Origin of the sequence: Isoptericola sp. NPDC019693 (assembly GCF_044389085.1) — a bacterium.
In the GTDB taxonomy this organism is placed as follows: Bacteria; Actinomycetota; Actinomycetes; order Actinomycetales; family Cellulomonadaceae; genus Isoptericola.
In genome coordinates this window covers 111,750-136,627 of record NZ_JBIRXP010000004.1, presented here as the reverse complement: position 1 = coordinate 136,627, position 24,878 = coordinate 111,750, and the positions used below count along the sequence as shown (strand labels likewise).

The following is a 24,878-nucleotide window of genomic DNA, read 5'->3' as shown; positions in this document are numbered from 1 at the left end:
GCGCGTCAGGCGACCGGCGCCGCCGTCGAGTCGCGCACCACGAGCTCGGGCCGGAACAGCAGCGACGAGCCTTGCGACGTCGGCCCCTCGGCGGAGCCGTGCAGGGCCCGGAACGCCGCGGCGGCCATCTCTTTCATCGGCTGGCGCACGGTGGTGAGGCGCGGGGAGTAGAGCTCGGCGAGCACGATGTCGTCGAAGCCGGCCACGGACACGTCCCGGCCGACCTCCATGCCGGCGTCGCGCACGGCCCGGCAGGCGCCGATGGCGGTCATGTCGTTCACGGCGAAGATGGCGGTGGGCGGGTTCGGCCCGGCGAGCAGCTCGGTGGCGGCGACGCGGCCCAGCTCGGCGGCCTCGACGTCGCCGAAGGTGCCGTCCGCGGCGCTGCTGCCCGGCCAGGTGACGACGTCGGGCCGTGCGATGCCGGCCCGCTCGAGCGCGCGCAGGAAGCCCTCGAACCGCTCGGTGCGGTTGACCGACCGGATCGCGCCGGAGACGAAGGCGATGCGCCGGTGGCCCAGGGACACCAGGTGCTCGCCCATCAGCTCGGCGCCGATGGTGTTGTCCACGCTGACGTTCACGAGCCCCGCCGGGTCGTCGGCCTGCGCCGTGCGGTCGAACGCGACGAGCCGCAGCCCGTCGTCGATCAGCCCCGACACGTGCTCCAGCGACGGCAGGGACGAGCACAGCACGATGCCGCGGATGCCGTCGGAGACCAGCTCGTCCACGTACTGGCGCTCGCGGTCGGGGTCGCGCTCGGAGTTGCACAGCAGCACGTGGTAGCCCTCGGTGAGCGCGGCGGCCTCGAGGTAGCGGGCCAGTGCGCCCCAGTACGGGTTGCCCACCGACGGCACGACGAGCCCGATCACCTGCGGCTTGCCCGTGCGCAGCTGTCGCGCGGCGCGGTTGGGGCGGTAGCCGAGCTCGCGGATCGTGGACTCGACCCGCTCGCGGGTCTCGGGCAGCATGCGCCCGGTCCGGCCGTTGAGCAGGTTCGAGACGGTGCTCGTGGACACGCCTGCCGCGCGGGCGACGTCCAGGATCGTGATTCCAGCCATGCGCGCGTGCGGCCCCTTCCGGTTCCGGATTCAGCCCACCCGTCCAGTGCATCGATGGACTGTCTGGGCCGATCATAGGCCATCGAGAGCGCGAAAAGTCCGTGCTTGACGTTGAAGTTCTCCGCCCCTAAGGTCGGTGCATCGTTACACCGGAGTCGCAGTCGACTCCCCACGCCTTCGCGAGATCAACGCCGATCGAAAGGGCTTGTCATGGAACTCAGCCGTCGCAGCTTCCTCACGGCCATGGGCCTCGGGACCGCGGCCACCCTGGCGGGCTGCGCCACGACGAGCCCCAGCGGCTCGTCCGCCGCCGACCCCGACGGCCCGGTGGAGGGGGACATCACCTTCCTCTGCGCGCTCTTCGAGGGCGCCACGGGCAAGGAGACCCTCGAGGGCAACCTCATCAAGAAGTTCAACGAGAAGTACCCGGACGTCAACGTCACCGTGGACTACACGGACTACGGGTCGCTCAACGAGAAGATCACCACGGGTCTGGCCAGCGGCCTCATGGCCGACGTCGTCACGCTCGGCGTCGGCTGGATCCCGCCGTTCGCCTTCAAGAACGCGATCGCCCCGCTGCCCGAGTCGCTCGCCACGCGCTACACGTACGAGGAGCGGGTGCTCGAGCCGTCGCGGTTCGACGGCACGCTCTACGCCCTGCCGATGGTGCTGGACACGCGCATCGTGGCCTACCGCAAGGACTTCTTCGAGGAGGCCGGGATCACGGACACCCCGAAGAACTGGGACGAGCTCCGCGAGATCTCGAAGCAGCTCACCGTCAAGGACGGCACCAAGGTCACGCGCGTCGGGTTCGACCCGTTCTCCATCGACCTGCGCCAGTGCTGGGAGACGTTCCTCTTCGGCAACTCCGGCGAGCTCTTCTCCGCGGACGGGCGCGAGGTGCTGTTCGACAGCCCTGAGGGCGTCGCGTCGCTGCAGCTCTTCCTCGACATGATGGCGGACGGCTCGGCCGACTTCGCCCTCAAGACGGAGGCGGGCCAGCCCACCAGCCTCCAGCAGGGCACCTCGGCGATCATGATGACGAACAACTCGCTGTACGTGCAGCTGCAGCAGCAGTCGCCGGAGCTGGTCGACAAGATCGGCACGTTCGTGCTCGGGAACACGAACCCCGCGATGCTGCAGGGCGGCACGATGGTCTCGCAGTCGGCCACCTCGAAGCACCCCGCCGCGGCACGCGCCTTCGTCGAGTACATGGGCTCGCCCGACGCCGTGCTGGTCGCGAGCGAGCAGCGCGGCTCGGTCCCCGCGATCTCGGACCTCAAGGACAGCGACTACGTCAAGGGCAACCCGATGGTCGCCTTCGCCCTGGAGAACCTCGGCAAGGCGCGGTCCGAGGGCGGCACCCCGGCCTGGATGGAGATCCGGGAGAAGATCAAGCCGACCCTCGAGACGGCGATCGTCGGGCAGCAGTCCGCCCAGGCGGCCATCGACCAGCTCGCCGACATCGCGAACGACGCGATCTCCCGGCTGTGACCTGGTTCGTCCCATGACCTGGCATGACCAGACACACCGATCGATGAAGAGGGGGTCGTCATGGCCGTCGTCTCCGCGCCGCGCGACGTGAGCGCACCACCCGCCGTCCCGCCCCGCACGCCCGCGCCCCGGCGCCGGCGGGCCGGGGCGGCCCGCCGCCGCGCCGGCATGCTCATGGTGGCGCCGGCATTCCTGCACGCGCTGATCTGGATCGGCATCCCGGTGGTCGCGGCCTTCGTGCTGTCGTTCACCAACTACGACGTCCTCACGCAGCCGCGCTTCAACGGCATCCAGAACTACGTGGACGCGCTGACCGACCCGGTCTTCCGCCGGGGCATGCTCAACACGCTGGTCTACGCGTTCTTCACCGTGCCGGTGGCGATGGGGCTCGCGCTGCTCATCGCGCTGATGCTCGACACGCAGCTGCGCGCCCGGGCGCTGTTCCGCACCGCCGTGTTCATCCCGCAGGTGACGGCGACCATCGCCGTCGCGCTGGTGTGGCTGTGGATCTACGACCCCCGCAGCGGCCTGCTCAACGCGGTCCTGGGGTTCTTCGGGATCCCCGCGCAGAACTGGCTGTCGTCGACCACGTGGGCCATGCCGTCGGTGATCGCCGTCGGCGTCTGGCAGGGCATCGGCCTGAAGATGCTCATCTACCTGGCGGCGCTGCAGTCGCTGCCGAAGGACGTCTACGAGGCGGCGTCGGTGGATGGCGCGTCGAAGACGCGGCAGTTCTTCAGCATCACGCTGCCGCTGCTCAAGCCCGCCACGTTCTTCGTCTTCGTCACCTCGGTCATCTCCGCGTTCCAGGCGTTCGACCTCATCTACATCCTCACGGACGGCGGGCCGGCGAACACGACCACGATGATGACGTACGAGATCTACAAGTCGGCGTTCCGGGAGTTCCGCGTCGGCTACGCGTGCGCCCAGTCGATCATCCTGTTCGTCTTCCTGCTGCTCCTGACCCTCGCGAACCGACGGCTCAACGGAGGCGACAGTGGCCGGCATTGATCTCGCGGCGACCTCGCCGCGCACCACGCTCGACGTCGTCGGGCGCACCCCGGCGTCGCGCCGGCGGCTCACGCGGGCCGCGCTCTACGTGGCCCTGAGCGTCATCGCGCTCGTGATGGTGGTGCCGTTCGTCTGGATGGTGCTGACGTCGCTCAAGACGCCGGCGGACATCGCTGCGAGCCCGCCCACGTTCCTGCCCACCGAGTGGGCGTGGAGCAACTACGCGGACGCGCTGGCCGCCGCGCCGTTCCTCACCTACGCGCGCAACAGCCTGATCATCGCGGCGAGCCACACCGCCATCAACCTGCTGGTCGCGTCGATGGCGGGGTACGCCCTGGCCCGGCTGCGCTTCCGCGGCTCGGAGCTGGTGTTCCTCGGGTTCGTGGCGGCGTTGATGATCCCCACCTACACGAAGATCATCCCCGAGTTCCTCATCGTGCGGTTCATGCCGTTGTTCGGGGGCAACGACATCCTCGGGCAGGGCGGCACGGGCTGGCTCGACACGTGGTGGGCGCTCATCGTCCCCGGCGCCGTCACACCCTTCGCCGTCTTCCTGTTCCGGCAGTTCTACCTGGACCTGCCGGTGGAGCTGGAGGAGGCCGCCCGCCTCGACGGCGTGAGCGAGCTCGGCATCTGGGCGCGGATCATGACGCCGCTGGTCAAGCCCGCGTTCATCACCGTGGCGCTGCTGACCTTCGAGAGCTCCTGGAACAACTTCCTGTGGCCGCTGCTGGTGACGAGCACCGACTCGATGCGCGTGATCCAGGTGGGGCTGTCGGTGTTCCGCACGGAGAACGACACCCAGTGGGCGTTCCTGATGGCCGGCACCACGCTGGCGACCCTGCCGATGGTGGCGCTGTTCCTCCTCGGCCAGAAGTACTTCGTCCGCGGCTTCGCGAACGCGGGCATCAAGTGACGGTCGGCACCACGCCGCACGTCGGAGAGAGAGGCAAGCAGATGGCGATGGACATGACGGACGCGAAGGTGCTGGTCACGGGCGCGGGGCACGGCATCGGCCGGGGCGTCGCACTGGGGCTGGCGGCGGCGGGGGCCGACGTCGTGGTCCACTACGGCAGCTCCGCCGACGCGGCGGCGCGCACGGTGGCGGACGTCGAGGCGCTCGGCCGCAAGGCGGTCGCGCTGCAGGCGGACGTCACCTCCACCGAGGACGTGGACCGGCTGGTCGCCGACGCCGTCGCGTTCCTCGGCGGGCTCGACACCGTGGTGTGCAACGCGGGCCACCTCGTGGGCCGCGTGCCGGTGGCCGAGATGAGCGACGACCACTACCAGGCGGTGGTGGACGTCAACCTCGGCGCCACGTTCCGCACCTGCCGGGCCGCGATCCCGCACCTGGCCGAGTCCGACCGTGCGCGGATCGTCGCGATGTCGTCGCTCGCCGCGCACAACGGCGGTGGGCCCGGGTCGGTCGTGTACGCGGCGTCGAAGGCGGCGGTGCGCGGCTTCGTCAAGGGGCTCGCCAAGGAGCTCGGCCCGCAGGGCATCACCGTGAACGCGGTGGCCCCCGGCTACATCGCGGACACGGCGTTCCACGGCACGTTCAGCACGGACGAGGCGCAGCAGAAGATGGTCGCCGGCACCCCGATCGGGCGGGCGGGCTCGGTCGAGGACGTCGCCGCCGCGGTGCAGTACCTCGCCTCGCGGGAGGCGTCGTACATCACGGGCACCACCCTCGACATCGACGGGGGGACCTGGCCCCGATGACCTCCCTCGTCCCCGTCCCCACGGCCCCCCAGGGAGTCGTCGCGCACCCGGCGGCGCACCCCGGCCTGCCGCGTGAGCGCGGCGGCTGGTGGCACGACTTCGTCTGCCCCGCGCACGGCACGGAGCTGCTGCACGACGGCGTCCCCGGCCCGGTGCCGCCCGCGGGCGGCGTGCGCTGCCCGCACGGCTGCGTGGTCGACACGGAGCCGGTGCGCGGCGCGTGGCTGGTGCTCAGCCACCAGGCCTGGGCGCGGCGGGCCCGGGTGCTCGCGCACCGTGCGGCCCGCACGGGGGACGAGGCGGCGCGGGCCGAGGCGGTCGCCCTGCTCGTGGGCTACGCCGAGGTCTACGCCGAGGTCGCGGGCGGGGGCGAGCACGAGCGGGCGCAGGACTGGATGCTGCGCGGGCGGCTGTTCCACCAGGCGCTGACGGACGCGATCTGGTCGGTGTCGGTCGGCCACGCCGTGTGGTCCCTCGCGGAGGCCGACCCGGACCGGGCCGGCGACCTGGAACCGACGCTCGGGATGCTCGACGCGACGGCCGAGGCCGCGCGTGCCGCCCGCGGGCGGCTGGTGGCCGACGGGAAGTTCACGTCGAACTACACGGCCTGGCTGAACGCCGCCGGCCGCGTGTGCAGCAGGGCCGCGGCCCTCGTGCGCGGCGGCGCCGAGGCGCCCGCCGTCGCCGACGACGAGTGGCTCGCGGGGGAGCACGGGCAGCTCGCCCACGCGCTGGCGGCCAGCACCCGCGGCGGCTGGGAGTGGGAGGCGAGCACCTACTACCACGGCTTCGTCGTGCGGGCGTACCTGCTGTCCCTGCGCGGGACGGACCCGGCGACGCTGCCCGCCGGTGCGCGCGAGCGCCTCGTCGCGATGATCGACGTGCTCGCGGGCCTGGCCACGGACGGCGGCATCCTGCCGGCGGTCCACGACGGCCCGGCCGTGCGCCCCGCCCTCGGGCTGGAGTGGACGGAGCTGGCCGCGCTCGCGGACGGGTTCGTCGCCGACGCCGGGCTGGACGCGGTCGCCGCCCGTGCCCGGGCCGAGGCGCTGGTGACGGAGGGGCCCGGCGCGGCCCCGGACGCCGGCCCGGACGGGCTGGAGGACGAGCTGCGGGCCATGACGCCAGGTGGCACGGACGGCACGCCCGGCTGGTTCGCCGGGCCGCCGCTGACGGTCGACCGGGCGCCGCGCCCCGCGGTGAGCGTGGACGAGGAGGTCGGGATCGTCGTCCTGCGCGGCGCGGGGATCCACGCCGTGCTCGACCAAGGCCCGCACGGCGCGGGGCACGGCCACCACGACAAGCTGTCCCTCGCCCTCTACGGGCGGGACACTCCGTGGCAGCCCGACCCGGGCCAGGTGCCGTACGGGCACCCGGCCTGGCGGGCGCACTACGCGTCGGCGGCCGCGCACCCGGTGGTGCGGGTGGACGACGCGGACCCCGCCGAGGCGACGGGCCGCCTGCTCGCGCGCACCGAGCGGTCGGTGACGGTCGAGGTCCGCGGCGACGCGGAGTCGTGGTTCGACGGTGCTCGCGCGGTGCGGCACGTCGTGGTCGCCGACGGCTACCTGCTCGACGTCGTGCACGCCCGGACCGACCGGCCGCGGTGGCTCACGCTCGGCCTGCGCCCGGACGTCCCGCTCGGCGTGCGCGTCGGCGGACCGGACGCCGGCGAGGTGCACACCGCGTGGCGCGGGACGGAGGCGCTCGACGGCCTGCACACGGCGCGCGCCGCCGGACCGGACGGCACCGGTGCCGAGGCCTCCGTGCCCGTGCGGGCCGTCGTCCGCCCGGGACCCGGGCCCGCGGACGACCCGCAGCGCGAACGCGCCCACGTCGACTGGGCCGCCGAGGCGGCCACGAGCGCGACCTGGGTGTCGGCGTTCCAGGCCGACGCCGCCGGGCGCGGGGGCGGCGCGGACGTGGTCCGCGTCGAGCTCGACCCGGCCGGAGCGGAGGTGCGGGTACACCGCGCCGACGGCGCCGTCGAGGTGCACCCGATCCCGGTGGAGGCGACCGATGACTGACACGACGACGGCACCGGCCGCCGCCGACCCGGGCGCGGGCGCGGGCCGGATGCTGCTGCTCGACGACGCCCGGCTGGCCGACCTGCGTTCCCGGCTCGACGGCGACCTCACCCCGCAGTGGCGCCGGCTCGCGGAGCAGTGCGACCTGTACCGCCGCACGGCGCCCCCGGCCGAGCACCCGATGGCGAGCATCACCTACCTGGGCCCGGCGGCCGCGAACCTCGCGCTGGCGTACCGGCTCACCGGCCAGCGGCACTACCTCGAGGAGGCGTGGCGCTGGATCTCCGCGGCCGTCTCGCTCGACCACTGGGGCCGCGCGCACCTGCCCGACCACGACCTCGACGCCGGGTGGATCCTGCACGGGCTGTCGCTGGCGTACTCGTGGCTCGGCGACGACCTCGGGCCGGAGCGCCGCGAGGCCCTGCGGGCCAAGCTCGCCCTGCAGGGCGAGCGGCTGCACGACTTCGCCGTCGAGAGCGAGGGCGGCTGGTGGAGCAGCTCCTGGTGGCAGAACCACCACTGGATCTGTCACACCGGCCTCGCGACCGCCGGCTACGCCCTCGGCGTCCCCGCGTGGACGGAGCGTGCCAAGGCGGCGATGGGCACGGTCGTCGACGTGCTGCCCGCCGACGGCTCCGACATGGAGGGCGTCGTGTACTGGCGCTACGGCGTGCCGTGGCTCGCGACGTACCTCGACCTGCTGCAGGACGCCGAGGGGCTGGACTGGTGGGACCGGTGCCGGTTCCTGGCGCGCACGTTCTTCTACCGGCTGCACCAGGCGGCGCCGGGGTACGAAGAGATCGTCGACCACGGGGACTGCCACGACCGGCGCAGCGGCCACAGCGTGGCCCTGTACCGGATCCTCGCGTCGCGGTACGGGATCGGCGAGGCGCAGTGGCTGGCCGACACCGTCGCCGAGCGGTTCTTCTGGCGGGAGGCGTACGAGAGCGGCGTGAAGCCGGGCGTGCTGCCCGAGGCGTGGGCCGAGCTGCTCTGGTACGACGCGTCCGTGGCGCCGGTCGACCCCGCGACGACGGTCGCGGGCCAGGCGGCGTTCGAGGACCTCGGCCTGCTGACCCACCGCACGTCGTGGGACGCCGACGCCACGCTCGTGTCGTTCAAGTCGTCGCCCGGCGGCGGGCACACCGCCTGGGACACGTCGCGCCGCATCGACGCCGAGCGCGGCTGGGACACCCTCAGCGCGGGCCACCACCACCCGGACGCCGGGTCGTTCGTGCTCGCCTCGCGCGGCGCGTGGCTGCTCGTCGACGAGGGCTACTCCAACAAGAAGCGGGCCGGGCACCACAACCTCGTCCTCGTGGACGGGCACGGCTTCGCGGGGGAGGGCCGGTACCACGTCTACGCCGACGCCCCGCCGGACCGCACCGCCGACATGGTCGACGTGCTCGCCGAGGGCGGCTTCCTGCACGGCCGCGCCCGCACCGGCCGGATGTACCCCGGCGAGCTGGGGGTCGAGTCGCTGGAGCGCACGCTGGTCGTCATGCCGTCCGGGCGCACCGTCGTCGTCGACCGCGGGCGCGCCGCCGAGCCGCGGGAGTGGACGGTCCTCTTCCACGCCGACCACCCCACGGACGAGGTGGGCGAGCCCGGGCCGGACGACGGCGCCGTGCGGCGCGTGCTGCGCAACGGCCGCGCGGGCGCGTGGCTCACCACCCACGCCCCGGGCGCCGCGGCCGAGCAGGTCGTCACCGACGTCGAGGCCAACCCGACGTCGAGCACACCGTCCCTGCTCGTGACCCGGCGGCTGCACACGCTGCGCGTCACCCCACCGGCGTCCCGCGACCTGCTCGCCGTCACGACGATCGAGCCGTTCGACGCCTTCCGCCCCACGCCGCCCGCCGCCCGCCTCCTCCCCGAGCTCGGGGTGGACCTGGGCGCGGGCGAGCGGGTGTACCTCGCCGGGCCGGACGGCGCGATCGAGGCCGACGGCGTCACGGCGCGGGCGCGCGCGGTGCTGGTCGCGGGCGGCCGGGTCGCCGTCGTCGGGGCCACGCGGGTCGAGGTGGACGGCCGGGTGCTCCTGGACGGCGACGCCGAGCTCACCGGCGTGCTCGCCGACGAGGGGGCACGATGACGGCCGCGCCGGCGCCCGTGCGGCAGGACCGCTCGCGCCGTTGGTCGCAGACGTTCCTCGGCTGGCTGGAGTGGCTGGCCCACCCGGTGGCGGCGGGCGCGGCGTTCGCGATCCTGTGCCTGGGCGTCGTCACGTGGCTCCCGGCGCTCGCCGCCGTCGGCCACACGCTGCGGGCGTGGCGCACCGACGGCGACGGCCGCTCGTTCACCGGCGTCTTCCGGGCGTTCGGCACGTACTGGCGGCCGCTGCTGGGGCACGCCGTGGCCTCGACGGCGGGGCTCGCCCTGCTCGTCGTGGACGTCGTGTTCCTCGTCGGGCGTACCGGGCCCGCGGCACTCGTGCTCGTGATGCTCGCCGTCGGTCTGCTGGTCGCGGCCGTGCCGTACCACCTGGCCCTGGCGGTGGTCGCCGCCGCCCGGCCCGGCGGGAGCGTGCGCACCTGGGCGCCCGGCGCGCTGTGGTTCGCCTTCGGCTCCGTACCGCGCGGCACGGCCCTCCTGGGCGCCGCCGTCGCCACACCCGTCTTCTCGCTCGTGCTCCCCGCGGGCCCCCTGCTGCTGTGCGCGAGCGTCCCCGTCCTGGTGGGGCTCGTGATCCTCGACCAGACGGAGGACGACGCATGACCGGCACCACCGCACAGACCCAGCCCCGCGCCGTCGACGCCGGGACCGTCGGGCGCCGCTCCCTGCTCGCCGGGGCGCTCGCCACCACCGGGGCGCTGCTGCTCGCGCCGCGCGCCACGGCGCTCGACGGCGTCACGGCGCTCGCGGACACCGCCGCCGCCCGGCCGCGCACGACGGCGTGGGTGCCGTCGTGGACCACCGCCCACACCCGCCCCACGGCGACCGACCCGCTGGTGCTCGGCGGCGTCACCGACCGCACCGTGCGGCACGTGCTGCGGCTCAGCGCCGGCACCGCCCGCGGGGGAACGCTGCGCGTGCGACTGGCCGGCACGTTCTCGGCCGCGCCGGTCCGGGTGGGCGCGGTGACGGTGGCCCGGCGGGCGCCGGGGGTCTCCGGCGCGGGCGCGGCCGTCGACCCGGCCACCGTCACGACCGTCACCTTCGGCGGCGAGCGCGGCGCGCTCCTCGCGGCGGGCGCCACGCTCGTCAGCGACCCGGCGTCCCTCGCCGTGCCGGACGGCGGCGACCTCGTGGTCAGCGTCCACCTGCCCGGCCCCACGGGCGCGCTGAGCTTCCACCGCAACACGCACGCCACCGGGTACGTCGGCACGGGCGACCTCACCGCCGACGCGGGTCCCGGCTTCGACGGCGCGGAGGTCACGCGGTCGGCGGTGCTGCTGGTGGGGGTCGACGTCGAGCGGCCGGGCGTGCCCGGCGTCGCCGTCCTGGGCGACTCGATCACCGAGGGCGTCGGTACGCCCGACGACGCCGACCAGCGGCTCACCGACCATCTCGCCCGCCGCCTCGCGGAGCGCGGCGGCGCCGTCGGCGTCGCGAACCTCGGCATCAGCGGCAACCGCGTGCTGCTCGACGACGAGCGGTTCGGCCCGAGCGGCCAGGCGCGCCTCGACCGCGACGCGCTGGCCCTGCCCGGCATCGACACGCTGCTCGTGGTGCTCGGCGTCAACGACCTGCAGCAGCCGCCCAGCCAGACCGACCCCGCCGTGCTGCTCGCCGGGTACCGCCAGCTCGTGCTGCGCGCCCGCGACCGGGGCCTGCGCGTGGTCGGCACCACGATCACGCCGTTCGGCGGCTGGCAGCGCTGGACGCCGGCGCTCGAGGAGGAGCGCCGCGTCGTCAACGCCACGCTGCTCGCGGAGGCGGGTCGCGGCGCGGGCGCCTTCGACGCCGTCGCCGACGTGGCCTCGGCCCTCACCGACCCGGCCGACCCGGCCCGCCTGGCGCCCGCCTTCGACAGCGGCGACGGCCTGCACCCCACCCCGGCCGGCGCGGCGGCGATGGCCGCCGCCGTCACCCGCCGCGCGCTCCTGGGCTGACGACCCACCCCACCCGCACGACCGTTCCACCCCACCTGCTCGACGACGAGAGGGACCGTGATGGAGAACGACACCGTGACCGCGCCTGCCCGCACGACGACCGGGGTCACCCGGCGCAGCCTGCTGCGGGGCGTCGGCGCACTCGCGGGCGCCGCAGCCCTCGCCCCGGCGCTGCCCCTGCCCGCCCGGGCGGCTCCCGCCTCGACCACCGCGGAGCTGGTCGAGCGGTGGGCCGTGCTGCAGACCGGCGGCCCCGGGCTCGACCTGGCCGACGCCCACGTCAAGGGCGCCGTGCGCCGCGTCGACCGCGCGGCGACCACCGTCCTCGCCACGCTCGACCGGACGGCGGGTCGCGCCGCCCTCTGGCCCGACCTCGCCGACTGGACCCGCTCCAACACCGTCACCACGACGTTCAAGCGGCTGCGCTCGATCGCCGTCGCCTGGGCGACGCCGGGCACGTCCATGGCGGGCGACGCCACGGTGGCCGCCGACGTCGTGGACGGCATCACGTGGATGCACGACCACGTCTACGGCCCCGGCATCCCGCGTTTCGACAACGACTGGGACTGGGAGATCGGGTCGGCGTCGGCGCTGGCGGACGCGCTCGTCGTGCTGCGCGAGCCCCTCGGCGACGCCCTCGCCCGCAGCACCTCCGCCATCGACCACTACACGCCCGACCCCAACCTGTGGCGCGCCGACCGGCAGATCGCCACGGGCGCCAACCGGGTGTGGATCGCGACGGTCGTGGCCGTGCGCGCCGCGCTCGACGGCGACGAGGCGGCCCTCGGGCGCGTGCGCGACGCCCTGAGCGACGTCGAGGGCGGCGGCGCCAACAGCGTGCTGGCCTTCGTCGACGGCGGCACCGCGGAGGGCGAGGGCACGGGGGAGGGCTTCTTCCGCGACGGCTCGTTCCTGCAGCACTGGAAGCACCCCTACAACGGCGGCTACGGCAAGGAGCTGCTCGGCACGCTGTCGTCGCTGCTGCACCTGCTGGGCGACTCGCCCTGGCAGGTCACCGACCCGGAGCTGGCGAACGTCTACGCGTGGGTCACCGACGCCTTCGACCCGCTGATCGTGCGCGGCGACATGGCCGCATCGGTGTGCGGGCGCGAGATCGCACGGCCCAGCAAGCAGGGGCACGTCGCCGCCCAGACGGTGATCGAGGGGACGCTGCGGCTCATCCCCTCCGCGCCGGAGGCGACGGCCTCCACCCTGACCGGGCTGGTCGCCCAGTGGATCGCCGAGGACACCTACCGCGACTTCCTCGCCGCCACGACGCCCGCGTCCGTCGTCGCCGCGAACGCGCTGCTCGCCGGCGGCCCGACGCCGCGCGGCGTGCTGGTCACCCACCGGCAGTACCCGGCGATGGACAAGATGGTGCACCGCCGGCCGGGCTTCGCGGTGAGCGTCAGCGCCTACTCGGCCCGCGTCTACAACTACGAGTCCATCCAGAACGAGAACCTGCACGGCTGGCACCTGTCGGACGGCATGGTGCTGCTGTACACGGACGACCTGGGCCACTACAGCGAGGACTACTGGCCCACCGTCGACCCGTACCGGCTGCCCGGCACCACCGTCGACACGGCGCGGCTCGCGAACAGCGCGAACTTCCGCGAGACGAGCGACGCCACCTGGGTGGGCGGGGCCGCCGTGCCCGGCGCCACGGTCGGCGCGTACGGGCAGGACCTGCACGCCCGCGGCTCCGACCTGCGGGCCCTCAAGAGCTGGTTCCTCGTCGACGACGTCGTGGTCTGCGTTGGCTCCGGCATCACGGCGCCCGCGGCCGGCGGCGTCGAGACGGTGGTGGAGAACCGCAAGGTGCGCGACGGCGCCGCGCTCGTCGTCGACGGCGTCGCCCAGGGGATCGGGAACGGCTGGTCGGCGACGCTCGACGACGTGCGCTGGGCCCACCTGTCCGGCACGGCCGGCTACGTGTTCCCCGGCGGCGCGCGGCTGCACGCCCTGCGCGAGGACCGCACCCACACCTGGCGCGAGATCAACATCAAGTACGGCACGGACACCCCGGTGACCCGCCCGTACGTCACGGCCTGGCTCGACCACGGCGCCGCGCCCGCGGACGCGGCGTACGCCTACGTGATGCTCCCGGCCGCCGACGCGGACGGCACGCGCGCGTTCGCGGAGGCCTGCGGCACCGCCGACGGGCTGCGCGTCCTCGCCCAGGACGCCGACGTGCACGCCGTCGCGCTCGGCGGCACGATCGCCGCCAACTTCTGGGCGCCCGCGTCCGTCCCCGTCGGCGCCGCCGTGCCGGGGGTGAGCGGGTCGCTGCACGCCGACGGCCCGGCGTCCGTCGTCGTGCACGAGACGGGCGGCGGCGCGGACGGCGCGGGGGGCACGGCGTGGACCCGGCCCACGACCGTCGCGCTGAGCGACCCGACGCAGACCCGCGACACCGTCGTCGTCGACCTGAACCGCGACGGGCTGCGGTTCGTGTCCGCCGACCCGGGCGTCACCGTCACCCGCCGCGGCGCGGGCTGGCGGATCGTGGCCGCCACCGCCGGCCTGGCGGGCGCCACCGTCACCGCGTCCTTCGTCTGACCAACCGACCCGCACTGGAGCGATCACCATGACGCACCGCCTCGCCCTGCCGCTCGGACTGTCCCTCGCCCTGACCCTCGCCGTGCCCCTGGGCGCGGCGGCGGCCCCTGCCTCCGCACCGGGCGCCCTGCCGGGCACGGCCGTCGAGGCCGCGGCGCCCGCCGCCGTGGCCGCCGACCCGGAGCCCCTGCGCACCGTCCGGGTCAGCACCAGCGCCCAGCTCGCCGCGGCGTTCGCGGACGCGTTGCCGGGAGACCGCATCGTGCTCGCCGACGGCGAGTACTCGATGGTGAAGCTCGCCGACAAGGCGGCCACCGCCGAGCACCCGATCGAGATCGAGGGCTCCACCCTGGGCGGCGCCGTCATCACCGCCGGCCAGCTCGAGATCGCGCGCTCCAGCCACGTCGTCGTGCGCGGGCTGACCTGGCGCAACGCGAGCACGCTGAAGATCACCGCCTCGACGAACGTGCGGTTCACCCGCAACGATCTCGCGCTGACGTTCGCGCAACCCGCCGACCCGACGTCGGCCCGGCACTGGCTGCAGATCTCCGGCGAGGGCAGCGGCTACCACCGCATCGACCACAACTCCTTCCACGACAAGACCGTGCTCGGCAACTACGTCACGGTGTACGGCGGGACCACGCAGATCTCCCAGCACGACCGGATCGACCACAACTACTTCGGCACCAGCCCCGCCCAGCCCGAGAACGGGGGCGAGGCGATCCGGCTCGGCGTCTCCGCCCTGTCGGACTCCAGCTCGTTCGCGACTGTCGAGGACAACCTCTTCGAGGACTGCGACTCCGACGCCGAGATCGTGTCCCTCAAGAGCGACGACAACACCGTGCGCCACAACACGATCCGGTCGTCGGCGGGCGTGGTCAGCGCCCGGCGCGGGGACCGCAACGTCATCCAGGGCAACGTCTTCCTCGGGGAGGGCAAGGCGGGCACCGGGGGCGTGCGGCTGTACGGCGACGACCAGGTGGTCTACGGCAACTACTTCGAGGGCCTGCGCGGCTCCGGGTACACGGCGGCGCTGCAGATCGACGGGGGCGACGTGGACGGCTCCGGCTCGACGTCGGCGCACTGGCGCGTGCACCGGGCCACCGTCGTCCACAACACGTTCGTGGACAACACCTCGAACGTCGAGGTCGGCGCGAACTACACCTACCCGCCGGTGGACTCCGTCGTCGCCGACAACCTCGTCGTCGGCACCGCCGGCCCGCTCTTCCAGGAGCTCAAGCAGCCCGCCGGCGTCACGTACTCCGGGAACATCGCCTGGCCGACGGGCGCCGCGACCGTCGGCCTTGCCGTCGGGCCGCGGGAGATCCGCGTCGCCGACCCGCGCTTGGAGCGCGTCGACGGGAGGTGGCGCCTGCGCCCCGGCCCGGCCCTGAACACCGCGACCGGGGCTTACCCGTTCCTCGTCGACGACGTCGACGGCCAGCCGCGCGACCGGCGTCCCGACGTCGGCGCGGATGAGGTGTCCGATGCGCCGGTCACCCGGCAGGCGCTCGAGCGGGACGACGTCGGACCCGCTGCCCCCTGACCCCCTCGGGCGGCGGCCGCCGCGCCGACAGCCCGACCGACCGCACGCCACGACCCAGGAGCACCGTATGGCCTTCTTCGACAAGCCCCTCGACGACCTGCGCGCCTACCGCCCGGAGCCGGAGGAGCCCGCGGACTTCGACGCGTTCTGGAAGCAGACGCTCGACGACGCGGCGGCCGCCGCCACGGAATCGGAGCAGGCGCCCTTCGACGCCGGGCTCGCCACCGTCGAGGTGCGGGACGTGACCTTCTCCGGGTGGGCCGGTCAGCCGGTCAAGGCGTGGCTGCTGCTGCCCCGCGAGCGCAGCGGGCCGCTGCCCGCCGTCGTCCAGTACATCGGGTACAACGGCGGGCGCGGCGTGCCGTGGGAGTGGCTCACGTGGTCCGCGGCCGGGTACGCGCACCTCGTCATGGACAACCGCGGCCAGGGCGGCGGCGGCAAGACCACCGCCGACACCCCGGACGTCGCGCCCGAGGGGCACGGCTCGTCGTCGCCGGGCTTCCTCACCCGCGGCATCGAGGACCCCGCCAAGCACTACTACCGGCGGCTCATCACCGACGCGGTACGCGCCGTCGACGCCGTCAAGGCGCTGCCCGAGGTCGACCCCGCCCGCGTCGCCGTGCTCGGCGGCAGCCAGGGCGGCGGGCTCGCGCTCGCCGTCGCCGGGCTGCGCGACGACCTCGCCGGGACGATCGCCGACGTGCCGTTCCTCAGCCACTACCGCCGCGCGTCGCAGATCACCGACGAGGGCCCGTACGCCGAGATCGCGCGCTACCTCAAGGGCCACCGCTTCGAGGTCGAGGACGTGATGCGCACCCTGTCCTACGTCGACGCCACCAACTTCGCCGCGCGCGCCCGCTGCCCGGGCTGGTTCTCCGTGGCGCTCATGGACAAGGTCTGCCCGCCGTCCACCGTGTTCGCCGCCTACCACCGCTACGGCGGGCCCGCGCAGATCGAGGTCTTCCCGTACAACGGGCACGAGGGCGGCGCGGCGTACGACATGCCGCGCAAGCTCGCCGCGCTCGCGGGGGTGCTCGGCCCCCGGTGACACCACCCGACGGGACCGCGCCCCGCGGCGCCATGCTCGCCCTGTACGGCAACACCTTCGTCATGGCGACGGGCTTCTACGTGCTCGTGCCGCTGCTGGCCGTGCACCTGGCCGACGGTCTGGGCTTCGGCCTGGCGCTGGTCGGGCTGCTCGCGGGGATCCGTGCCGGCGCGCAGCAGGGTCTGCAGCTCCCGGCGGGCCTCCTCGCCGACCGGTGGGGCGTGCGTCGCACCATCGTGGCCGGCGTGCTGGTGCGCGCGGCGGGCTTCGGCGCCCTCGCGGTCGCGACGACGCCGCTCGCGGTCGGTGCCGCAGGGATCGCCGTCGGCCTCGGGGGAGCCCTGTTCCACCCGGCCAGCTACGCCGCGTACGCCCGGCTCGGCGGCGCCCGGCCCGACGTCTTTGCGCGACGCGAGGCGCTGAGCAACGCCGGGTTCGTCGTCGGGCCGCTGCTCGGCGGGCTGCTCGTGACCACCGGGTTCGACGTCGTGTGCTGGGTCGCTGCCGGGCTCTTCCTCGCCGCCGCGCCCCTCACGTGGTGGGGGCTGGGGCGGGCGGCGGAACCCGTGGCCGAGCCTGCCGGCCCCCACGCCCCGGCCGTGCGGACGGACGAGGCGCCCGCGGCGGCGGCCACACCCGCGCCGGGCGGGATGCGGCGCGAGGCGCGCCGCGCGCTCGTCGTGCTGTGCCTGCTCAACGCGGGCGCGTGGGCGATCTTCACGCAGCTCCAGCTCGTCGTGCCGCTGCGGCTGGACGCCGTGCTCGGCAGCGCCGTCGGCGTCGGCGCCGTGTACGCCGCGGCCGCCGTCCTCGTCCTCACGACGACGGTGCCCGTCACCCGCTGGCTCCAGGCGCGGCTGCGGATGCCCGCCGTCCTCGCCCTCGGCGTCGCCGCCATGGGCGGCGGCATCGCCGTCCTCGGCGGCGGGCCGGGCGTCGCGTCCCTCGTGGCCGGCATGGTCGTCTTCACCCTCGGGCAGATGGTGTTCCAGCCCGCGATGAGCGCCGTCGTCGCCGCGGGCGCGCCGGCGGCGTCCGTCGCCACCCGGTTCGGCGTGAACGGCCTGGCGCTGGCTGTCGGCGGCGTCGTCGGGTCGTCCGTCGTCGGCGCGCTGCTCGCCGGGCCGCTCGCCCACGGCGGCTGGGCGTGGGCGGGGTTCGCGCTGGTCGGTGCCGCCGTCGCGGCGGGCTACGCACGGGCCGGGCGGACCTCGCCACGGAGGTGACCCGGCGCCCGCGTGCGACCTCCACCCGGCGTGCCGATGATGGGTGACGGGGGCGTCCGACGAAGGCCTGGCACCGCAGCGTGCCGCTGAGGCCGGCACCGAGGGTGCCGGCGTCCCGTCGCGGGAGGAATCCGTATGGCCACGGTTCGACTGCGCCGCGTGATCGCGGGGTCCGCACTGCTCGCTCTGCTGGCAGGGGTGCTCGCGCTCGGCCTCGGGACGACGGTCCGCGCGGCCGTCCCCGGACCGGGGGCGAACGAGGCGGTGATCAGCGTCCGCGCCGGCAGCGATCGGACCGGGGTCAACTCGGTGGCCGGGCTCCCCGGCGTCGTCCTCCAGCTGTTCCGCGGCGCGAACGGTGCCACCCCGGTGACCGACGCATGGGGGACGTGCACCTCCGACTCGGACGGCGACTGCAGCTTCCTGGTCCCGGACGCACAGCGGGGCCCGCAGGGCACGTGCACCGGGGGCGGGGCGCAGTGCGGGGACCGGTTCTATGTCCGCCAGGTCGCGGCCCCGGACGGCTTCGAGACGAACAACCCGCTCAGCACCACCGTGAGCGGCTCGACGCAGGCGGCACAGTACGAGTTCCAGACCCCGCAGGTGTACGGCGGGCACACCTACACCTCCGGGCAACCGGGCGCGGACTCGACGTTCATGGTCTCCCAGACCCAGACGAGGAACGCGTCGGGCGGAGTGTGGCAGCAGTCGCGCGTCAACCCGCCGCTGCCGCAGGGGTGCGGTCTGGATGTCGCGCTGGTCCTCGACCTGTCGGGGTCGGTGGGCGGCAACCTTCCGGACCTCAAGGAGTCTGCGGACACGTTCGTCGACGCCCTCACCGGGACGCCGTCGCGCATGTCCCTGTTCACGTTCTCGCGCGTCTCCCCGGCCGACGGCACCGCCAACCACCCGGAGCACTTCCCCGTGTCGACGACCGCGGACGCCGACGCCTTCAAGGACCTGTACGCGGACTGGGGGGTCGGGGGTGGCACCAACTGGGACCGTGGGCTCGCCGCCGTCGCCGAGGCGAGCCAGACCTACGATCTCGTCGTCACCATCACCGACGGGAACCCCACGTACTACAGCGACCCCCCGCAGGGGAACGGCTCCAACACCCGCTTCCGCGAGGTGGAGAACGGCATCTTCTCGGCCAACGCCGTCAAGGCCCGGCAGACGCGGTCCCTCGCCGTGGGCGTCGGCGCCGGCGTCGCCAGCGACGAGGCTGCGCTCAACCTGGCGGCGATCTCGGGCGCCGAGGTGTTCACCGGCGACAACGCCGAGACGGCGGACTACTACCAGACGGACTTCGCCGCGGCAGGGCCTGCGCTGCGCGAGCTCGTGTTCTCCCGGTGCGCGCCGTCGCTCTCGGTGGTCAAGGCGATCGTCCCGCCGGGCGGCGAGATCGACGACGCGACGCCCGCCGGCCCGGGCTGGACGTTCACCGCGGACGCCGAGCCCGACGTCGGCGGCCTGCCCGGCACCGAGGTCACGACCGGCGACGGCACCGGGGCCGTGAACTTCCCGCTCGACGACTTCACGGGCGAGTCCACCGTCACGGTGTCGGAGGTGCAGCAGGACGGGTACGAGATCGTGCCGCAGGCCGGGGCCAACGCGGTGTGCACGCTGCGTACCTCCGAGCAACCCGACGGGATCACGCTCGACGTGGACAACACCGTTGGCGAGGACGGCCCGGGGTTCTCGTTCTCGATGGGGCCGGGCAGCGCGGTGAGCTGCGTGATCTACAACGAGGCGCCGACGCCGCGCGCGAGCCTGAGCGTGAGCAAGACCTGGGTCGTCAACGGGGAGCCGTACGCGCAGGGGGAGCAGCCGCCGGAGCTCACGGCCGAGCTCTGGCTCGACCCGCCGGACGTCCCGGGGGGCACCGGCCCGATCACGCCGGGCTGGGCGCCCAACCCTCCGATCGTCTTCGAGCAGGGCGCACAGGTCGGCCTGGCGGAGAAGGTCGGCTTCGGCTCCCGTGACCTGTGCACGCTCGACAGCGCGACCGTCACCGCCGTGAACGGGGACCCGGTGGACGACCCGTTCCCGTCGGCGCCGCGCGATCCCGCGGACCCGGGGGCCCCGCCCGACGTCGACTTCTACCCCGTGACGCTCACGGAGCCGGAGACGACGGTCGAGGTGACCAACTCGGTGACATGCCCGACCCTGCTCACGCTCACCAAGACCGTGCTCGGCGGCACGACGAGCCCGCGGGAGTGGACCGTCACCGCCACCGGGCCGGCGGGGAGCGAGCCCGGGGTGGTGACCGGGCAGGCGAACACCGAGGCGGTCACCGAGGTCGAGGTCGACCCCGAGGTGCCGTACACGATCGCTGAGTCGGGCGGTGCGCCCTGGTACGTCCAGCTGGACCGCCGCGACGGGAGCACGGAGTATCCCGGGTCGACGGGGTCGGCGTTCTGCCGCACGATCGCCGCCGACGGGACGTCGGCGGGCGACGTCGTCGACGGGCTCACGGGGGGTGTCGTGCCCCCGACGGGTCAGCACACGTCCTGCCAGCTGCTGAACCAGACCGCCCAGCTCTCCCTGCGCAAGGTCGTGGAGAACGCCGACGGCTTCCCGGCGTCGCCGGACGCCTGGTCGCTCACCGCCACGCCGACGGGGCCCGACGTGCCCGCGGGGCTGGAGCCGGTGACCGTCGAGGGCACGTCGGGCCCGCTCGGCCTGCGGTTCCTCGTGCGTCCCGGCACGCCGTACGAGCTGACGGAGACGACGCCGCCCGACGCCCCCGCCGGTTACACGCTCGCCGGCGTCGACTGCATCGCCGGGCCCACGCCGCGCGAGACGCCGACCGTCACGGTCGACCCGCTCGCCGGGATGATCTGCACCTTCCGCAACGTGGCCGACCCGTCGACGTGGACCCTGGAGAAGTCGAGCGACCCGGCGTCCGGTTCCACCGTGGAACCCGGCAGCACGATCACGTACACGGTCACGGCGACGAACCTGGGCGGCGGCGCGGAGCGCCCGCACGACCTGGTGATCACCGACGACCTCGCGGACGTGCTGGCCCACGCGGCCCTGGTCCCCGGCAGCGTCGAGGCGAGCACGGGCACGGCGGCGGTGGACGGTACGACGCTGACCTGGGGGGTCCCGCTCCTGGAGGACACGGCGACGCTCACCTACCAGGTGGTGGTGGACGAGGACGCGTGGGACGTCACCCTGGCGAACGTCGTGACGGGGGAGGGGGCCGAGGAGTGCCCGGAGCCCGGGACGGAGCCCGACTGCCGCACCACGACCCACGTCACGCCTCCGGAGCCCGCCGGCCCGACACCCTCACCGACACCCACGCCGGCGCCCACCGTGACCGCCACCACGACGCCGCCCCCGGCCGCACCACCCGCGGCACCTCCCGGGGCGGACGGGCCGACGACGCCGGGGATCGGCGGGCTGCCGGTGACGGGCGCGCAGCTCGGCCTGGTCGCACTGGTCGCGGTGCTCCTCGTCGGGGCCGGGGTCGTCGTGCGGCTTCTGCGGCGCGGAGGGCCGACCGCCTAGACCGGACCGACGCGCGCCGACACCGAAATTCCCTGCGACCCCGCCCCGCCCGTAGGGAACCCTGGGACGCATGGACGCCCCCCGCCCGATCGACCTCGCCTCCTGGCCGCGCCGTCAGCACTTCGAGCACTACCGGGCGTCGCCGTGCACGTACGCGATGACGGTGGAGCTGGACGTCACGGCGTTCGTCGCGGCGATGGGCCGGTCGACGCGCAAGTCGTACGTCGCGCAGGTGTGGGCGCTGGCGACGGTCGTGAACCGGCACGACGAGTTCCGGATGTGCCTCACTGACGAAGGAGCGCCGGCCGTCTGGCCGGTCGTGCACCCGGCGTTCACGGTGTTTCACGTGGAACCGGAGACCTTCTCGTGCGTCTGGGTGCCGTACGACGCCGACTTCGGCGCGTTCCACGACGCCGCGACCGCGGTGCTGGCCGAGCACGGGGCCTCGACGGACCTCTTCCCGCAGGGCCCGCCCCCGCCGAACGCGTTCGACGTGTCCAGCCTGCCGTGGGCGTCGTTCACCGGGTTCACGCTGAACATCCGGGACGCCTGGAACCACCTCGCGCCGATCGTCACCCTGGGCCGGTACGTCGAGCGGGAGGGGCGGGTGCTGCTGCCGCTGGCAGTGCAGGTCCACCACGCGGCCGCCGACGGCTTCCACACGGCGCGTCTGGTGAACGAGCTGCAGGAGCTCCTGGACGCGCCGTCCTGGGTGGGATGAGTCACGCCGCCACGGTGTCGAGGGGGTCACCAGCCGGACGTCTCGACGCCCGGACGGCGAGACGGCTTACGCTCTAGTCCCGTGAGCGAGAACCTGGGATCCACCGGCTCGATCGAACGCGTGGTGGCGCGCCACGAGATGCCCGACCCGCTGCGGGACGACATCCGCCTGCTGGGCGGGCTGCTCGGCACCGTGCTGAAGGAGGCGGGCGGTCAGAGCCTGCTCGACGACGTCGAGCGTCTCCGCGGCCTGACCATCCGCGCCTACGGGGCGGACGACGGCGGCGCGGCGCTGGCGGAGGCGGCCGAGGTCGTGGCCGGCTTCACGCCGGAGCGCGCCGAGCAGGTGGCGCGTGCCTTCACCTGCTACTTCCACCTGGCGAACCTCGCGGAGGAATACCACCGCGTCCGCGTGCTCCGTGCGCGGGAGTCCGACGCCGCGTCCGGCGTCGTCATCGAGGACTCGCTGCCGCAGGCGTTCACGCAGCTCGCGGAGGAGGTCGGCCGCGACGAGGCGCTGCGTCGCCTGGGCGAGATCGAGTTCCGCCCGGTCCTCACCGCGCACCCCACCGAGGCGCGCCGCCGCGCCGTCTCGGGCGCCGTGCGCCGCATCTCCGGGCTGGTCGCCGCCCGCGACACGATGCGCCCCGGCGGCACCACGCTGGCCGAGAACGAGCGCCGCCTGCTCGCCGAGATCGACACGATGTGGCGCACCTCGCCCATCCGCGCGCACAAGCCGTCGGTGCTCGACGAGGTGAAGACCTCGATGGGCGTCTTCGACGCCACGATGTTCTCCACCTTCCCCGAGGTGTACCGCCGCCTGGACGACTGGCTGCTCGACGGCGAGGCCGGCAGCGTGCCGCCCGTCGCCCGGCCGTTCGTCCACCTCGGCTCCTGGATCGGCGGCGACCGCGACGGCAACCCGAACGTCACGGCCGAGGTCACGCGCCAGGCCGCGACCCTCGCCGCCGAGCACGCGCTCGGCGCGCTCGAGAAGGCCGCCGTCGAGACCGGGCGCAAGCTCACGCTCGACGAGGAGGGCACGCCCGCGTCGGCCGAGCTCAAGTCGCTGTGGCAGCGGATGCGCCAGCTCTCCGACGAGCTCGTGACCCGCGCGGCCGCCGACTCGCCGAACGAGCCGCACCGGGCCGCCGTCCTCGCGATCGCCGGCCGGGTCGCCGCGACCCGTCGCCGGGACGCGGACCTCGGGTACCGCGAGCCGGAGGAGCTGGTCGCCGACCTCGAGGTCGTGCAGCGCTCCCTCGTCGAGGCCGGGGCCCCCCGCGCGGCGTACGGCGACCTGCAGAAGCTCGTGTGGCAGGTGCAGACCTTCGGGTTCCACCTCGCCGAGCTGGAGGTGCGCCAGCACTCCCAGGTGCACGCCGCGGCCCTCGCCGAGATCGAGGAGAAGGGGCTGCACGGCGACCTCTCCGAGCGCACGGTCGAGGTGCTCGACACCTACCGCGCCCTCGGTGCCGTGCAGAAGCGGTTCGGCATCCGCGCCGCCCGCCGCTACATCGTGTCCTTCACGCAGGCTCCCGAGCACCTGGCCGCCGTCTACCGGCTGGCCGCGCTCGCGTTCGAGGGCTCGGACGACGCCCCCGTCGTCGACGCCGTCCCCCTGTTCGAGACCTTCGACGACCTGGAGAACTCGGTCGACATCCTCGAGGCGATGCTCGAGTTCCCCGAGGTGCAGCAGCGCCTCGCGGAGAACGGCCGGCGCGTCGAGGTCATGCTCGGCTACTCCGACTCGTCGAAGGACGTCGGCCCCGTCGCGGCGACGCTCGCCCTGCACAAGGCGCAGTCGCGGATCGCGGAGTGGGCGCAGCGCCACGACATCACCCTCACCCAGTTCCACGGCCGCGGCGGCTCGCTCGGCCGCGGCGGCGGCCCCGCGAACCGGGCGGTGCTCGCCCAGCCGCCGCACTCGGTGGACGGCCGGTTCAAGCTCACCGAGCAGGGCGAGGTCATCCTCGCCCGCTACGGCGATCCGACGATCGCCGCCCGGCACATCGAGCAGGTCGCCGCGGCGACGCTGCTCGCCTCGGCCCCGACGGTCGAGAAGCGGAACGCCGACGCCCGGGAGCGGTTCGCGCCGCTGGCCGCCGCGCTCGACGAGACGTCGCGCGCCGCTTTCCACGGCCTGGTGAGGTCCGAGGGCTTCCCGCAGTGGTTCGCCCAGGTGACGCCGCTGGAGGAGGTCGGCCTGCTGCCGATCGGCTCCCGGCCCGCCAAGCGCGGCCTGTCGGTCAACTCGCTCGACGACCTGCGCGCCATCCCGTGGGTGTTCTCCTGGTCGCAGGCGCGCATCAACCTCGCCGGCTGGTTCGGTCTCGGGACGGCGCTGCGCTCGGCCGCCGAGCAGGCGGGCGGGCTCGAGGAGCTCCAGGCGGCCTACCGCGAGTGGCCCCTGTTCACCACGCTGCTCGACACCGTGGAGATGGGCCTCGCCAAGACGCAGGAGGACATCGCCGCCCAGTACCTGGGCCTCGGCGACCGTGACGACCTCGCGCAGCTCGTGCTCGGCGAGCTCCGCCTGACCCGCGAGTGGGTGCTGCGGGTCACCGGCAACGAGTGGCCGCTCGCCAACCGCCGCGTCCTCGGCCGCGCCGTGCAGCTGCGCTCGCCGTACGTCGACGCCCTGTCGCTGCTCCAGGTCCGCGCCCTGCGTGCGCTGCGCAGCCAGGGCCTCAGCGAGGGCCTCACCGTGGACGACGGCGAGTGGGTGGACGGCGGCCACAAGGACCGCTGGCAGCACTTGCTGCTGCTCACCGTGAACGGAGTCTCCGCGGGCCTGCAGAACACCGGCTGACCCCGGCCCGGGTCGTGGGCAGGGCATCGGCGGGAGCTCGCGCGCGAGTTCCCGCCGATGTCGTACCCACGGGGTCCTAGGCTCGGC

The 24,878-nt window shown here is 74.4% G+C and carries 16 protein-coding genes; 15 read left to right on the top strand and 1 reads right to left on the bottom strand.

Annotated elements, in window-relative coordinates:
- Positions 1-5: 5 nt before the first annotated feature.
- Positions 6-1,058, bottom strand: coding sequence for a LacI family DNA-binding transcriptional regulator (locus ACH436_RS13130; protein ID WP_430560634.1), 1,053 nt, complete (start codon positions 1,056-1,058; stop codon positions 6-8).
- Between the two features lie 210 nt (positions 1,059-1,268).
- On the opposite strand from ACH436_RS13130, the gene ACH436_RS13125 reads away from it, so the two are divergent.
- The 15 genes from ACH436_RS13125 (at position 1,269) to ACH436_RS13055 (ending at position 24,791) form a co-directional block, all read left to right on the top strand.
- Positions 1,269-2,552: an extracellular solute-binding protein gene (locus tag ACH436_RS13125; protein ID WP_430560633.1), complete on the top strand. Its 1,284-nt coding sequence runs from the start codon at positions 1,269-1,271 to the stop codon at positions 2,550-2,552.
- Between the two features lie 60 nt (positions 2,553-2,612).
- Entirely contained in the window at positions 2,613-3,563 is a 951-nt protein-coding gene (locus ACH436_RS13120) for a carbohydrate ABC transporter permease (RefSeq protein WP_430560632.1), read from the top strand.
- On the top strand, positions 3,550-4,479 hold the full coding sequence (locus tag ACH436_RS13115; RefSeq protein WP_430560631.1) for a carbohydrate ABC transporter permease: 930 nt from the start codon (positions 3,550-3,552) through the stop codon (positions 4,477-4,479). Before ACH436_RS13120 ends, ACH436_RS13115 begins: the two co-directional genes overlap by 14 nt.
- A 47-nt stretch (positions 4,480-4,526) precedes the next feature.
- A complete protein-coding gene (locus ACH436_RS13110; RefSeq protein ID WP_430560630.1) occupies positions 4,527-5,285 on the top strand; it encodes an SDR family NAD(P)-dependent oxidoreductase in 759 nt (252 codons plus the stop codon).
- On the top strand, positions 5,282-7,312 hold the full coding sequence (locus ACH436_RS13105) for a heparinase II/III family protein (RefSeq protein ID WP_430560629.1): 2,031 nt from the start codon (positions 5,282-5,284) through the stop codon (positions 7,310-7,312). Before ACH436_RS13110 ends, ACH436_RS13105 begins: the two co-directional genes overlap by 4 nt.
- Positions 7,305-9,407 carry a hypothetical protein gene (locus ACH436_RS13100; protein WP_430560628.1) on the top strand — a complete coding sequence of 701 codons (2,103 nt, stop codon included), beginning with the start codon at positions 7,305-7,307 and terminating at the stop codon, positions 9,405-9,407. Before ACH436_RS13105 ends, ACH436_RS13100 begins: the two co-directional genes overlap by 8 nt.
- Entirely contained in the window at positions 9,404-10,030 is a 627-nt protein-coding gene (locus tag ACH436_RS13095) for a DUF624 domain-containing protein (RefSeq protein WP_430560627.1), read from the top strand. Before ACH436_RS13100 ends, ACH436_RS13095 begins: the two co-directional genes overlap by 4 nt.
- Complete coding sequence (locus tag ACH436_RS13090) at positions 10,027-11,367, top strand: GDSL-type esterase/lipase family protein (protein ID WP_430560626.1); 1,341 nt, start codon at positions 10,027-10,029, stop codon at positions 11,365-11,367. Before ACH436_RS13095 ends, ACH436_RS13090 begins: the two co-directional genes overlap by 4 nt.
- 60 nt (positions 11,368-11,427) lie before the next feature.
- On the top strand, positions 11,428-13,926 hold the full coding sequence (locus ACH436_RS13085) for a polysaccharide lyase 8 family protein (protein ID WP_430561022.1): 2,499 nt from the start codon (positions 11,428-11,430) through the stop codon (positions 13,924-13,926).
- 28 nt (positions 13,927-13,954) lie between these two features.
- Positions 13,955-15,472, top strand: coding sequence for a polysaccharide lyase 6 family protein (locus ACH436_RS13080; protein WP_430560625.1), 1,518 nt, complete (start codon positions 13,955-13,957; stop codon positions 15,470-15,472).
- Positions 15,473-15,539: 67 nt separating this feature from the next.
- Positions 15,540-16,520, top strand: a complete 981-nt coding sequence (locus ACH436_RS13075; RefSeq protein ID WP_430560624.1) for an acetylxylan esterase — start codon at positions 15,540-15,542, stop codon at positions 16,518-16,520.
- The gene (locus ACH436_RS13070; protein ID WP_430560623.1) at positions 16,517-17,746 is read left to right on the top strand and encodes an MFS transporter; all 1,230 of its coding nucleotides are present in this window, start codon (positions 16,517-16,519) and stop codon (positions 17,744-17,746) included. Before ACH436_RS13075 ends, ACH436_RS13070 begins: the two co-directional genes overlap by 4 nt.
- Positions 17,747-17,881: 135 nt before the next feature.
- Positions 17,882-21,259, top strand: a complete 3,378-nt coding sequence (locus ACH436_RS13065) for a hypothetical protein (RefSeq protein WP_430560622.1) — start codon at positions 17,882-17,884, stop codon at positions 21,257-21,259.
- A gap of 70 nt (positions 21,260-21,329) precedes the next feature.
- Entirely contained in the window at positions 21,330-21,980 is a 651-nt protein-coding gene (catA, locus tag ACH436_RS13060; RefSeq protein WP_430560621.1) for a type A chloramphenicol O-acetyltransferase, read from the top strand.
- 138 nt (positions 21,981-22,118) lie between these two features.
- On the top strand, positions 22,119-24,791 hold the full coding sequence (locus ACH436_RS13055) for a phosphoenolpyruvate carboxylase (RefSeq protein WP_430561021.1): 2,673 nt from the start codon (positions 22,119-22,121) through the stop codon (positions 24,789-24,791).
- Positions 24,792-24,878 lie beyond the last annotated feature (87 nt).

Excerpts from the sequence above, each read along its gene's own strand:
- ACH436_RS13130 (WP_430560634.1), bottom strand. The coding sequence starts at position 1,058 with ATGGCTGGAATCACGATCCTGGACGTCGCCCGCGCGGCAGGCGTGTCC.
- ACH436_RS13125 (WP_430560633.1), top strand. The coding sequence starts at position 1,269 with ATGGAACTCAGCCGTCGCAGCTTCCTCACGGCCATGGGCCTCGGGACC.
- ACH436_RS13120 (WP_430560632.1), top strand. The coding sequence starts at position 2,613 with ATGGCCGTCGTCTCCGCGCCGCGCGACGTGAGCGCACCACCCGCCGTC.
- ACH436_RS13110 (WP_430560630.1), top strand. The coding sequence starts at position 4,527 with ATGGACATGACGGACGCGAAGGTGCTGGTCACGGGCGCGGGGCACGGC.
- ACH436_RS13105 (WP_430560629.1), top strand. The coding sequence starts at position 5,282 with ATGACCTCCCTCGTCCCCGTCCCCACGGCCCCCCAGGGAGTCGTCGCG.
- ACH436_RS13100 (WP_430560628.1), top strand. The coding sequence starts at position 7,305 with ATGACTGACACGACGACGGCACCGGCCGCCGCCGACCCGGGCGCGGGC.
- ACH436_RS13095 (WP_430560627.1), top strand. The coding sequence starts at position 9,404 with ATGACGGCCGCGCCGGCGCCCGTGCGGCAGGACCGCTCGCGCCGTTGG.
- ACH436_RS13090 (WP_430560626.1), top strand. The coding sequence starts at position 10,027 with ATGACCGGCACCACCGCACAGACCCAGCCCCGCGCCGTCGACGCCGGG.
- ACH436_RS13085 (WP_430561022.1), top strand. The coding sequence starts at position 11,428 with ATGGAGAACGACACCGTGACCGCGCCTGCCCGCACGACGACCGGGGTC.
- ACH436_RS13080 (WP_430560625.1), top strand. The coding sequence starts at position 13,955 with ATGACGCACCGCCTCGCCCTGCCGCTCGGACTGTCCCTCGCCCTGACC.
- ACH436_RS13075 (WP_430560624.1), top strand. The coding sequence starts at position 15,540 with ATGGCCTTCTTCGACAAGCCCCTCGACGACCTGCGCGCCTACCGCCCG.
- ACH436_RS13065 (WP_430560622.1), top strand. The coding sequence starts at position 17,882 with ATGGCCACGGTTCGACTGCGCCGCGTGATCGCGGGGTCCGCACTGCTC.
- catA (WP_430560621.1), top strand. The coding sequence starts at position 21,330 with ATGGACGCCCCCCGCCCGATCGACCTCGCCTCCTGGCCGCGCCGTCAG.
- ACH436_RS13055 (WP_430561021.1), top strand. The coding sequence starts at position 22,119 with ATGCCCGACCCGCTGCGGGACGACATCCGCCTGCTGGGCGGGCTGCTC.